Annotated in this window: 11 protein-coding genes; 6 read left to right on the forward strand and 5 right to left on the reverse strand. The window is 67.1% G+C overall.

Going from position 1 to position 12,159, the window contains the following annotated elements:
• Positions 1–119 precede the first annotated feature (119 nt).
• Positions 120–1,610 carry a DHH family phosphoesterase gene (locus QUS11_10520; GenBank protein ID MDM7993732.1) on the reverse strand — a complete coding sequence of 497 codons (1,491 nt, stop codon included), beginning with the start codon at positions 1,608–1,610 and terminating at the stop codon, positions 120–122.
• Between the two features lie 96 nt (positions 1,611–1,706).
• On the opposite strand from QUS11_10520, the gene QUS11_10525 reads away from it, so the two are divergent.
• The 6 genes from QUS11_10525 (at position 1,707) to QUS11_10550 (ending at position 7,118) form a co-directional block, all read left to right on the forward strand.
• Positions 1,707–2,777 carry a helix-hairpin-helix domain-containing protein gene (locus tag QUS11_10525; GenBank protein MDM7993733.1) on the forward strand — a complete coding sequence of 357 codons (1,071 nt, stop codon included), beginning with the start codon at positions 1,707–1,709 and terminating at the stop codon, positions 2,775–2,777.
• Positions 2,774–4,243, forward strand: a complete 1,470-nt coding sequence (locus tag QUS11_10530; protein MDM7993734.1) for a hypothetical protein — start codon at positions 2,774–2,776, stop codon at positions 4,241–4,243. The genes QUS11_10525 and QUS11_10530 overlap by 4 nt, the downstream gene beginning before the upstream one ends.
• Before the next feature lie 119 nt (positions 4,244–4,362).
• Positions 4,363–4,560, forward strand: a complete 198-nt coding sequence (locus tag QUS11_10535) for a hypothetical protein (protein MDM7993735.1) — start codon at positions 4,363–4,365, stop codon at positions 4,558–4,560.
• Positions 4,560–5,561 carry an ABC transporter substrate-binding protein gene (locus QUS11_10540; GenBank protein ID MDM7993736.1) on the forward strand — a complete coding sequence of 334 codons (1,002 nt, stop codon included), beginning with the start codon at positions 4,560–4,562 and terminating at the stop codon, positions 5,559–5,561. Before QUS11_10535 ends, QUS11_10540 begins: the two co-directional genes overlap by 1 nt.
• Positions 5,444–6,337 carry an ABC transporter ATP-binding protein gene (locus QUS11_10545; GenBank protein MDM7993737.1) on the forward strand — a complete coding sequence of 298 codons (894 nt, stop codon included), beginning with the start codon at positions 5,444–5,446 and terminating at the stop codon, positions 6,335–6,337. Before QUS11_10540 ends, QUS11_10545 begins: the two co-directional genes overlap by 118 nt.
• Positions 6,321–7,118 (forward strand): ABC transporter permease, encoded by a 798-nt coding sequence (locus QUS11_10550; GenBank protein MDM7993738.1) that lies wholly within the window; start codon positions 6,321–6,323, stop codon positions 7,116–7,118. The genes QUS11_10545 and QUS11_10550 overlap by 17 nt, the downstream gene beginning before the upstream one ends.
• Here the strand turns inward: QUS11_10550 and QUS11_10555 are convergent.
• From QUS11_10555 to recO, 4 genes are read right to left on the reverse strand one after another with little or no spacing between them, the layout of a single operon-like run.
• On the reverse strand, positions 7,115–7,636 hold the full coding sequence (locus QUS11_10555; GenBank protein MDM7993739.1) for a cytidine/deoxycytidylate deaminase family protein: 522 nt from the start codon (positions 7,634–7,636) through the stop codon (positions 7,115–7,117). The two genes, QUS11_10550 and QUS11_10555, sit on opposite strands and share 4 nt — an antisense overlap.
• A complete protein-coding gene (locus QUS11_10560; protein ID MDM7993740.1) occupies positions 7,633–10,053 on the reverse strand; it encodes a valine--tRNA ligase in 2,421 nt (806 codons plus the stop codon). The genes QUS11_10555 and QUS11_10560 overlap by 4 nt, the downstream gene beginning before the upstream one ends.
• Entirely contained in the window at positions 10,050–11,417 is a 1,368-nt protein-coding gene (locus QUS11_10565) for a glycine--tRNA ligase (protein ID MDM7993741.1), read from the reverse strand. Before QUS11_10565 ends, QUS11_10560 begins: the two co-directional genes overlap by 4 nt.
• Positions 11,404–12,159: a DNA repair protein RecO gene (gene recO, locus QUS11_10570; GenBank protein ID MDM7993742.1), complete on the reverse strand. Its 756-nt coding sequence runs from the start codon at positions 12,157–12,159 to the stop codon at positions 11,404–11,406. The genes QUS11_10565 and recO overlap by 14 nt, the downstream gene beginning before the upstream one ends.

Raw genomic sequence — 12,159 nt, forward strand, 5'->3', positions numbered from 1 at the left:
AAGCACAAGACGCCATACCAGATACACAGCGCTGTCTCGTGGGCTCGGAGATGTGTATAAGAGACAGGGGTTTCTATTCCGGGAGACGGTGCGCCGCGTTCGGGGCGCTTCCACGGCGCCTACTCCCCGCTGTCCTCCGTGATGCACCAGCACGGCCCGTTCGGACCGAGCTGCATCAGGTAGCGCATCCCTCCCACCTTCACGGCGGGAGGAGGGAAGTCGGGGCCGAACGGGGCGAGGCAGGAGAGCTCCTGCGCCTGCGGCAGGACGGAGGGCTCGAGATCGATGTGCGGTTCGGGCACCGGCTTCGAGCGGACCGTGGAGAGCCTGGAGATGAGGTTCCTGCGGAGTTCGGGCCAGCCCATCCTGTCGGTGTTGAAACCGGCCGCCCTGGAGTGGCCTCCGGCGCTGCTGAACACGTTCTTCATGCCGGTGAGGAACGACGCCATGTCCCAGTCGCCGAGGGACCTGGCCTCCCCGACGATCGTACCGTTGCCGCGGGTCGTGACGACGATGGTCCCCCGCCTGAAGATGCGAGACAGCTTGCTGGCCAGAGTGCCGCCCATCCCGGGCGGTATGCCGGGCAGGTGCACGATGACCATCCCGAAGGCATCGGCCTCGGGATCCTTCTCGTTCATGGCGCGGGAAAGCACGTCGGACATCTGCTGGGACCTCGAATCGCTGGCGGCGACCATCTCCTGCCAGGTCGCGGCGCACCATGCCGCGTCGTCGCTCTCGAGCATCTCGAGCAGCCTTCCGATGCCGGAGTTCAGGCCCTTTCCGATGACCGACGTGATCTGCTGCCTCACGTTGCAGGCACACCAGGCGCCCTTCCTGTTGGGCCAGGCGTCGACGATGACCCGCATCCCCGCGGGGAGATCGCCGGTCTCGACGTTCCGGAAGCGCTCGAGGAGGTATCTGTTCGCTGCAAGGAGGGGGACTCTGTCGGACACCGTGCCCAGGGCGACCGCCGTATAGAGCCGGGGGCAGTCGGCAATGGAGGGGAAGAGCTCGGCGAGAGCGGCATACAGGACTCCGCACCCCGCGAGCACCGTGCCGGGGAAGCCGATGGCCTGGGGGTCTATGAGGCCGTGCGCCCGGGGCAGGGGAGGGTTCAGGGTATGATGGTCGGTGATGACGACTCTGGCCCCCCTCGCGAGGGCCCACTCCACCCCCTCGACTGCGGAGCAGCCCGAGTCGACCGTGAGGAGCAGGTCGCCCGCCTCGAGAAGGCCGTCCATCCGGGACGGCAGCAGGCCGTAGTCCTCGGAAGCCCTGTCCGGGATGATCGGCACCACCATGAAACCGAGCCGGGCGAGCATGGCCCTGCCGGCATAGATGCCGGTGATGCCGTCTGCGTCGTCGTGCCCGTATAGCACGACCTTGCCGCCGCGCCTGCGCAGCGACGACAGTTCCTCGTCGAGAACCTCGAGCTCCGGCAGCAGCGACCGCCAGGCCGGTCTGCCGGGTTTCCATTCGGCTGCGGGGTCCGGTGAGTTCGGGAAGCGCTTCCTGAGCACCTCTAGAGCCGTGTCTGTCAGGAGCCCGTCTAGCGCTGCCCCCTCCCCTCCCTGTCCCCGTCCGCCGCTTTCGATGCGACAGACATCCAAACACCCCTCCTCCGCTTCATGCACAGAGTTTTGTCTGCCGGGGAGGCATTGTCAACACCACTTGCAACGGGACCCGTCATGGAGTAGACTGGAAACGTGAACTGGCATCGAGCAGCCGTCGTGATCGCCGTACTGTCGCCGGGTGCCGCCGAGTGCGCATTCGAACCGGTCCAGCAGGCTCCGTGGATTGCTGCCGGTTCTTCATCGGCACTCTTCCCCCAGTGCGCCGCCGTCATGTTCGAGAACCCCGCGGGAACCGCCCTTCTCGAGGGATGGTCGATATCCGCGTCGGCTTCGAGGCCGTTCGGTCTGCGGAGGCTCGACAGGGCCTCCGTAGCCGGCTCGCTGCCCTCGGGCGCGACGTGCTTCTCGGCCGGAGCGCTCGCCTCCGGTGACGAAGGCTATTCCGAACTCACATTCACCGCGGGCGCCTCCAGGAGGATCGTCGCGGGCCTCGCCTGCGGGGTTTCGGTGTCGGCTCACAGGCTCTCCATCTCGGGATACGGCTCCTGCACCGCATTCTCCTCCGACGCAGGCCTCGTTGCCCGCCCGATGGACGGCGTGCTGACGGCGCTCGCGGTAAGGGGCCTCGCGAGGAGCCGCCTGGGCGATTCGGGCGACCCCGCGGTCCCCAGGAGCGCATCGTTCTCTGCAGGGGTCGCCCCGGTCGAACGGCTGGGCCTCTCCGCGGGCCTGACATTCACCGAGGGGCTCGATCCGGAGCCTTCGTTCACGGCGGCATACTCCCCGACCGGATCTCTGGTCATACGGCTCGGCCTGTCCTCGGATCCGTCGAGGTTCGCACTCTCCCTCACGTTCGGCGCCGGCCCCGTCGAGTTCCTCTACGGCCTCGGATTCCACCCCGACCTCGGCGAAACCCATTCAGCCGGGGTGGCTCTCGGCCGGGCGGCTCACATCCCCGTCCCCCTCGTGCGGGACATCCCGGCCCCGCCTCCCGGACCGGCGGCCGACGGGGTGATCGACATCAACACCGCCGGGGTCGACGAGCTCTGCTCGCTTCCGGGCATAGGCCCCGCCAGGGCCGAGGCCATAGTGGCGTACAGGCTCGAGCACGGCCCCTTCACCTCGGTCGAACGGATCATGGACGTCCCGGGGATAGGTCCGTCCCTGTTCGAGGGGATGAGATCCAGGCTGGCAGTGGAGTGATCCCCGGGATCATCCTCTCCCTTGCGCTGGTGACCTCTCCCGGTGAAGGCGACGTCCTCTTCAGGCTGGGAAGGCTGTTCCCCGACGCCAGCGGTTCCGTCGACGGCACATGGGCGGGTGACCAGTACTCGTTCCTCCACAGGGTGCGCCTCTCGCGCGGCGGGTTCGACCTGACCGCCGTGGCGGAGAAGGACCCCGGGGAGGACTGGTGCGATCTCGTCACGGCGGGGGCTTCGTACCAGGCTCCCGGTTCGGCCTTCAGCGCGGTCGGGGGCTGGCTGAGGGCCGATCTGGGATCGGGGCTCGTCCTGTCGCATCCCGGAGGCTGGTCGAGCGGCGCCGGCATCGAAGAGAAGCCTCCTTCGCTCCGGACCGGGCTCGAACCCGCAACCAGCCCCGGATGCTCGGACGCCGAGCCCCTCCTCGGGGCCGGAGGTGGATTCTCCCTGGGCGGGGTGTCGTGCACGCTCCTCGGTGCCTCCTCCCGCATCGACCCTTCCGGAGAGGGCCTGCACCGGACCGCGTCCGAGCTCGAGGCCGAGGGTTCGGTCCGGGAGGATCTAGCGGCGGCCAGGATCGCCGGCGGCCCGTTCGGATTCGGAGCGATGCTCGGTGACCGGGGTGACGGCCTTTTCGGGCGTGCCGGGATCGATTTCGACGGATCGGCAGGGGCCATCGGGATAACCTGCGAGGCGGCGGCCGGGCTCTCGGGCGACAGGGCGTCAGACGCATTCTGGGCCTGCATGCACGAGGAGACATCCGCCCTGCGGTTCAACGCCGGGATCTTCCGCTGCCCGGGCGACTTCCCCGGAGACAGATCCTCCATGCCCCTTGGAGGAACCTGCGACATAGGGGCCGGCGCCTCCGCAGGGCTCCGTCCCGGGGACGGATGGTCGGCCCGGCTCACTGCGATGTGCCTCCTCGAGGGGGACGACTCCGGCTCGAGAGCCGATCTGGATATCTCCCGGAGGATGACCCCCGACTTCGACCTGGGCCTGCGTGCGAGGGGCTCCTCCGAAGAGGGCTCCGGGTCGTTCCGCATCGTCGCAACCTCCTCCTGGAGGCCGGCGGGAGGCACGATCCTCTCCGCGGCCGTCCAGCGCACCGGTCACGACGGCCCCGACGGCTCCCCCTGCGGAACCGGAGCCGAGACGAGGCTGAAGCTCTCGCTCGGTGACACGATCCTCAGGCTCGCCGCGGCGGGCTTCTCCACCGACGACTACGATTCCAGGGTCTACTTCGGCGAGCTCTCCCTCCCGGGAGACTTCGCATCCATCCAGCAGTACGGCAGGGGTTTCCTGCTCCAGGCCGCGCTCGGGCTGCCTCTCTCCGAAGGCTCCGAAATCGCCGGAAGGGTCTCGTACCTTCGGAAGGACTCGGTGGAGTCGATGGGGGAAGGCTCGGAAGAAACCGAAGGATCTTCCAGGCTCGACGCCACCATCCAGTTCCAGGCTTCGATCCGCTAGGGCAGGCACGCCGCGGCTGCCGGGCATACGCCGAGCCTTGTCCCGACGCGCTGTTCGCCTTCAGCCTTTGGCTTGACACCAATATGATTTGGTGTAAAATTGGCGCCCGGAGGTACGGAATGCATGTAGACCTCGACCAGGTGGACTTCGTGACCGAGACTGCACTCACGATCCGCGAGAGCAGGCGAAGGACCACGGTCCCGAAGGAGATAGTCGACAGGCTGGGCCTGACGCCCGAGGACAGGCTGAGATGGGTGCTGCTGACGGACGGGACCGTGCTGGTGACGAAGGTCAGGCGTCCCGGAGAAAGGCACTGATGACGAACCGCAGGATGATCACCCTCGCGCTCGCGGCGGCGCTCTGCACCGGATGCGGCAGGGAGCGGCCCGAGGGCACTCTCAGGGTCGGCTACTTCCCCAACATCACGCACTCCCAGGCCATCATAGGCCTCGCGAGGGGCGACTTCGCAAGGGAGACGGGCCCCGGGATCGTGATCGAACCCATTGTCTTCAACGCAGGGCCCTCCGTGATAGAGGCCCTTTACGCGGGCGAGATCGACCTGGCCTACATAGGCCCCAATCCCGCCGTGAACGGCTACATCCGTTCCGATGGCGCCGCTCTGCGGGTGGTGGCGGGAGCCACCAGCGCCGGAGCATGCCTCGTGGTCCGTTCCGACGAGGGAATATCGACTCCGGCCGATCTCGACGGCAGGACGCTCGCGTCGCCGCAGCTCGGCAACACGCAGGACGTCGCGCTGCGTTGCTGGCTCATGGACAACGGGCTCTCGACCCTGGAGCAGGGAGGGACCGTGGAGGTCGTAGCGGTGCAGAACCCCGACATCTTCGACCTCTTCGTGCAGGGACAGATCGACGGCGCCTGGGTGCCCGAGCCGTGGGCGAGCAGGCTGGTCGTGGAGGGCGGCGGAACCGTCCTGGTCGACGAGAGGGATCTCTGGGAGGGGGGCAGGTTCCCTACGGCATGCGTGATAGCCTCCACCCGGATACTCGACGAGAACCCGGAACTGGTCGAGGCGTGGCTGAGGGCGCACGTCTCCATCACTCGGTGGGAGCTGGCGAATCCCGATTCCGCCATGGCCCTGGTCAATTCGGAGATCGGCAGGATGACCGGAAAGGCCCTTCCGGATTCCGTCATGGCCATGGCCTGGTCGAGGATGACCCCGACCTGGGATCCGCTTCCGGAATGCATCGTCCAGAGTGCGGAAGCGGCGTTCAGGATCGGCTACCTCGACGAGGAGCCCGATCTCTCAGGCCTTTGCGACCTGACCATCCTCGGCAGGATCGCGGAAGCGGGGAGATAGCACTGGAACTCGAGCTGAGGGGCGTCTCGCGGAGCTTCAGCCGGCCGGGCCGTTCGGTCGCCGCCCTGGAGGGCCTCGACATGAAGGTTCACCCGGGCGAGTTCGTGTGCATCGTGGGCCCTTCGGGATGCGGCAAGACCACCGTGCTCCACCTGCTCGCAGGCCTCGACAGACCCACTTCCGGCGAGGTGCTGGCAGACGGGAGGAGGGTGGAGGGACCGGATTCCTCCCGCGTGCTGATCTTCCAGGACACGGCCCTGTTCCCCTGGATGAACGCGCGGGCCAACGTGGAGTTCGGGCTCAGGGCCCGGGGGGTGCCCAGGGCCGAAAGGGACGCGGTCGCCGACCGTCTCCTCCGCATGGTCCACCTCGAGCGCTTCGGCCAGTCGTGGATCCACGAGCTCTCCGGAGGGATGCGCCAGAGGACGGCCCTCGCCCGGGCCCTCGCCGTCGATCCTCGCGTACTCCTGCTCGACGAGCCCTTCGGCGCCCTGGACGCGCTCACCCGCGACTCGCTGCACACCGAGCTCCAGGATCTGTGGATGGAGTCCTCCAAGACGATGGTCTTCGTCACGCACAACGTCAGGGAGGCGGCGGTCCTTGCGGACCGGATACTGGTGATGTCGGGCGCGCCGGGAAGGGTCGTGGCCGAACATGCCGTCGACCTGCCGAGGCCCAGGCACATGGAGGATCCGGGGCTGATGCCCCTCGCTGCGAAGGTCCTGGCGGATCTCAGGCCGGCCGGAAGGGCGGTGGGCGATGGAGAACCGCTCTAGGGCCGGGACGGCTCTTTCGAGAAGGGCGGTACAGCTCGGGTTCGGAGCTCTCCTCGTCGCCGTCTGGATCGTGCTGGGAGAGGCGGGGATATGGCCCTCCTACCTCTTCCCCACACTCCCGGGCGTTCTGGAGTCACTGGCGAGGACCGGAGGCACGGGGGTGCTCTGGATATCCATCCTCGGGAGCATGAAGAGGCTGTTCATAGGCTACGGGATCGCCCTGGCCGCGGGAACCCTGCTGGGAGTCCTGCTGGGGAGCTCCCGGCTCGCACGGGACACTGTCGGGCAGGTGGTGCTGGGGCTTCAGGCCCTTCCGAGCATCTGCTGGCTCCCTCCTGCGATCCTGTGGTTCGGCCTTTCTGAGCAGGCGATCCTCTTCGTGGTGATCATGGGCGCCTTCCTCTCGATATCCCTCGCCACGCAGGACGGCATCCGCAACACCCCCAGGGTCTACCTGCAGGCGGCGAGGAACCTGGGAGCCACGGGCCCCTCGCTGTACGCGAGGGTGGTGCTTCCGGCGTCCCTGCCTTCGATCGTCACGGGCATGAAGCTGGGGTGGACCTTCGCCTGGAGGTCCCTCATGGCGGGCGAGCTGCTCTACTCGGTGCCGGGCCTCGGCAGCATGCTGGCGCTGGGCAGGGAGCTCAACGACATAGCACAGGTCGTGGCCGTCATGGTGGTGATTGTCGCCATCGGGCTTCTCGCAGACAGGCTGTTCTTCGGCGCTCTCGAGAGGGCGGTGCAGTCTCGCTGGGGCACGGGAGGGGCCGGGAAGGTCTAGCCCCCGCCTGTTCCGTGGTCTCCATCGGGGCAGCCGCCCTGAGCATCGAGGCTCCTCGCCGAGGAATACGATTCCAGATCGTACATGATCTCCCGGCAGGGCATGGCGCGCTTCTCCAGGACGACCCCCGATTCGGCGAAGAACTTCCCCGCCAGCGTGTCGTGGAATCCCGAGAAGACCACGACCCTGCGGACTCCGGCGGCTATCAGGGCCTTCGCGCAGGTCGTGCATGGCATGTTGGTCACGTAGGCCGAGGCGCCTTCCAGCGACACTCCGTGCCTCGCGGCCTGGCAGATGGCGTTCATCTCGGCGTGGTTCGTCCTGACGCAGTGGTTGTCCACGACCAGGCAGCCCTCGTCCTCGCAGTGGGGAGAGCCGGGCAGGGAGCCGTTGTAGCCCGTCGAAAGGACGTAGCGGTCCTTCACCAGCACGCAGCCGCAATGCATCCTCGGGCAGGTCGCCCTCTCGGACGCGAGCATGGCGAGCTTCAGGAAGTACTCGTCCCAGGACGGCCTCACGAACCCTCCCCTCCTTCCTCGATGTCCACCGAGACACCGGATGCGCCTTCGACCCAGACGATCGACGACGCCCTGGTGACGTTCCCGAGATCCTCCTCGAAGCCCCGCATCAGCGCGATGTCCTCCCCGGAGGAGGTGACCGACAGCCTGCCGAGGGGGGCGGCCATGCTGAGGTTGCGCTCGCTCTTGAACCTCCTGGCGGCCTCGATCACTCCGAGGCAGAGGTCACCGGCGCGGAGGGCATCGGAATCGACCACCCCCTGAACGGGCCACGGGGCGGTGTGGATGCTGGCATGGCCCTCGTGCTCCCTGAAGATCCCCTGGTAGAGCTCCTCGGTAATGTGGACAAGGATGGGCGCGAAGAGGCGGAGGACGGTATGGAGGCAGTCGTAGAGCGCTTTCCTGGCGGCGTCGGCGGCTTGCGGATCGGAGCCGAACAGGCGCCCCTTCACTATCTCGAGGTAGTTGTCGCAGAAGGCGTTCCAGAAGAAGGACTCGGCCTCCCTCATGCAGACGGAGTACTCGAACTCCTCCATGCCCGAGGTGGAATCGGCGACAGCCTTCGATGCCCGGGAGAGGATCCACCTGTCGAAGGGGCGCAGCTCGACGCGGGTGGAGGGGTCGAACCCCTCGAGGTGCCCGGCGGTGAACCGGGCTGCGTTCCATAGCTTCGTCACGAGCTTCCGCCCCAGGCCCAGGACCTCCTCGCTGAACATCACGTCGGTGCCCAGCCGGCTCGAGCATGCCCAGTAACGCAGCTCGTCGGCCGAGTACTTCTCGAGTGCGGCCAGGGGGTCGCCCGCGACGTTGCCCTTGCTCTTGGACATCTTCTCGCGGTTCGGGTTCAGGGCATGGCCGCTGATCATCACGTGCCGCCACGGGATCGTGTCCATGTGGAGATGCGCCTTCACGATCGTGTAGAAGGCCCAGGTCCTTATGATGTCGTGCGCCTGGGGCCTCAGGCTCATCGGGATCATGCCCGACCTGTCGCCGGGCTCACCCCATTTCGCATTGATGAGGGGCGTGAGCGAGCTGGTTGCCCAGGTGTCCATCACGTCGGCCTCGGGGGTGAACTCCGCCGATCCGCAGTGCGGGCACGGGCCGGAGGGCGAATCCTCGAGCGGGTCCACCGGGAGGTCCTCCGCCCGGGCGAACACCGGCTCCCCGCAGGAACCGCAGTACCAGACCGGGAACGGGACCCCGTAGTAGCGCTGGCGGCTGATGCACCAGTCCCACCTGAGGTTCTCGACCCAGTGGTCGTACCTGACCCGGAACATCTCGGGATGCCACTGCACCTGCCTGCCGCGCTCGAGCAGCTCGTCCCTGATGTCCAGGATGCGGATGAACCACTGCGGGGTGACGAGGTACTCCAGGGCGGTGCCGCATCTCTCGTGGACGTTGACCGCGTGGACCAGGGGCTTAGAGCCGGTCAGGAGCCCGCCCGCGGTCAGGTCCTCGACGATCCTGGCGCGGGCCTCCTTCACGTTCAGTCCCCGATACGGCCCGGCGAGCTCGTTCATACGGCCGTTCCGCTCGAGGGCCATGCGCAGTCCGAGCCCGTATTCCTCCCACCAGGCGATGTCGGTCGTGTCCCCGAAGGTGCAGCACATCACGAGGCCGCTGCCCTTCTCGATGGACACCCTTCCGTCCGCGAGCACCGGGACCTCGCGCCCGGACAGCGGGACGATCGCGTTCCTGCCTTCGAGGTGGGCCCAGCGCCCGTCCTCCGGGTTGCGGAACACCGCAGAGCAGGCTGGCAGCAGTTCGGGCCTCGTCGTCGCTATGGGGATGGTTCCCCCGCCGGCCAGCCCGAACACCAGGTCGTGGAAGACGGAGTCGAGCTCGCGGTCCTCGGTCTCGGCCTGGGCGACGGCGGTCCTGCACTCCGGGCACCAGAGCGTCGGCATGCTCTTCCGGTAGATCCTGCCCTTCGAGTGGAGGTCGAGGAACGACCTCTGGCTCAGGCCCCTCACCCGGGGGCTGATAGTGGTGTACATCTCGTCCCAGTCGCACGAGAAGCCGAGCCTCGTCCAGAGCTCGCGGAAGCCCTCCTCGGCGCCGGACGTCACCTCGAGGCAGAGCTTCACGAACTCGCTCCTGGGCATCTCGTGCGCGCGGACCTTCCTCGTCTTCTCCGTGAACCTCTCGCTGGGCAGCCCGTTGTCGTCGAAGCAGAACGGGTAGAAGACCCCGTCGCCGGCCATCCTCCTGTACCTGGCTATGACCTCGGCCTGCACGTAGCTGAAGACGTGCCCCATGTGGATCATGCCCGAGACGGTCGGAGGCGGCGTGTCGATGGTGAACAGGGGCTTCCCCGAGTCGGGATCGAACCTGTAGATGCCGGATTCGCGCCACTGCCTCTGCCAGCGGGGCTCGGCCTCGGACGCGACGTAGCGCTTGGACAGTTCCTTGCTCACTCCGAGGCCCTCCCGGCGGCCGAGAGCCCGGCCTTCCCGATGGCCGGCCCCCAGCCCTTCCCGAGGCAGTCGAGGAGGAGGTCGGCGAGGTTGTCCACCCCGACCCTGACCTGCTCGAGCGTGTCCCGCTCCCGGATCGTGACGGCTCCGTCGTTCTCCGATTCGAAATCGTAGGTGACGCAGAAGGGCGTGCCTATCTCGTCCATGCGGCGGTAGCGCTTGCCAATCGATCCCGTCACGTCGAAACTCACGGGCAGATGAGGGCGCAGCATGTCCGCCACCCCGGCCGCCTTCCCCTCGAGGGCGCGGGAGAGCGGCAGCACCGCCGCCTTCACCGGCGCGAGGGCCGGCGACAGCCTGAGCGTCACGCGCTCGCGGCCGTCCACCACGTCCTCGTGGTAGGCGTCCAGCAGCACTGCGAGGATGGTGCGCCCCACGCCACCGGAGGTCTCCACGACCCATGGGACCACCTTCTCGTTCGCGACCTGGTCGATGAACCAGAGATCCTGCCCGCTGGCCTTCATGTGGGCCGAGAGGTCGTAGTCGGACCTGTTGGCGATGCCCTCGAGCTCTCCGAACCCCCCGGGGGCGAACGGGAATGCGAACTCGATGTCGGTGCAGGCCCTGGCATAGTGGGCCAGCTCCTCCTTCGCATGGTCGCGGAACCGGAGGCTGTCCCTCGAGAGGCCGAGGGACAGGTACCACGCCATCCTCTCGCCCTTCCAGTACTCGAAGAACCTGTCGGCGTCAGCGGGCCTGCAGAAGTACTCCATCTCCATCTGCTCGAATTCCCGGGACCTGAAGACGAAGTTCCTGGCTGTGATCTCGTTCCTGAAGGCCTTGCCGATCTGGGCTATGCCGAACGGCAGGCTCTGCCTCGACGCCGTGACGATGTTCCTGAAGTTCACGAAGATCGACTGGCAGGTCTCCGGGCGTAGATAGACCTCGGCGGCCTCATCCTCGACCGCGCCCATCATCGTGCGGAACATCAGGCCGAAATCCCTGGGCTCGGTGAGTTCGCCGCCGCACTCCGGGCACTTCGTGCCCTCGATCTGGTCGGCCCTGAACCTCGCCCTGCACTTCCTGCAGTCCACGAGGGGATCGTGGAAGTTCTCGACGTGGCCGGATGCCCTCCATACGTCGGGATGCGTGATGATGGCGGTGTCGACTCCGACCACGTCGGCGCGGCGCCTGACCATGGATTCCCACCAGCTCGACTCGATGTTCTTCTTGAGCTCTACACCCAGCGGGCCGTAGTCCCAGGCCGACTGGAGCCCGCCGTAGATCTCGCCGGACTGGAACACGAAACCGAGCCTCTTGCAGAGGGAAACCATCTTCTTCATCAGGTCGTCAGACGGCGCCATGTTCCAGATCCTCCAGTACGCCGAGCGAGCGTAGCCTCAAACCCGACTGGTTGTGGGCCTGTGCGAAGTCCCGCATGAAATCGTGGCACGCCCGGAATCCGCCCTTCCAGAGCCTGGTGCGGGAGGCGGTCTCGAAGCCGGATTTCCGGCACGTCCTTATGAATTCGAGGATGCCCTTCGAAACGGCGGTCTCTCCGGGCATCGAACACCTCGCGCAGACGATCCCGCCTTCGCGGTGGCTCCATGTCTCCGAGCCCTCCGAGGGCAGGCCGCAGCGCACGCAATCATCTATCTCCATGCCGTGTCCGGCAAGCCTGAGCATGGTCTCCACCGAGGCGCAGGTGACGGCCCACTTCGCCCGGCTCTCCGGCAGGGTCGAGAAAGCCGTCCCGAGAAGCCCGTAGACCGCACCGGCCGACTCCCCTCCCATGAAGAGGCCCTGCACCCATTCCGAGAGCAGGCAGGCGTGCGCGAAAGCCTCCGGGTCCGCCCTGAGCCCGGTGCAGGGTTCGATCAGCGAAACGTCGGTGAGGGTGGACATCTCCCGGCCCTCGCGTCTGGAGACGGTCACCTCGACGCCGGCCAGGAGTTCGAGCATCCCGTGGAACCTCCCGCCCGGCCTGAGGGCGCCCTTCGCCATCACCGAGATCCTGCCCTGATCCATCGAATACAGGGTGAGGATGAGCGAGGATTCGCTCCACCTGACTCTCCTCAGGACCCAGGCCGGAGTTGTCTCTCTCAC

This window comes from Candidatus Fermentibacter sp. (assembly GCA_030373045.1).
In the GTDB taxonomy this organism is placed as follows: Bacteria; Fermentibacterota; Fermentibacteria; order Fermentibacterales; family Fermentibacteraceae; genus Fermentibacter.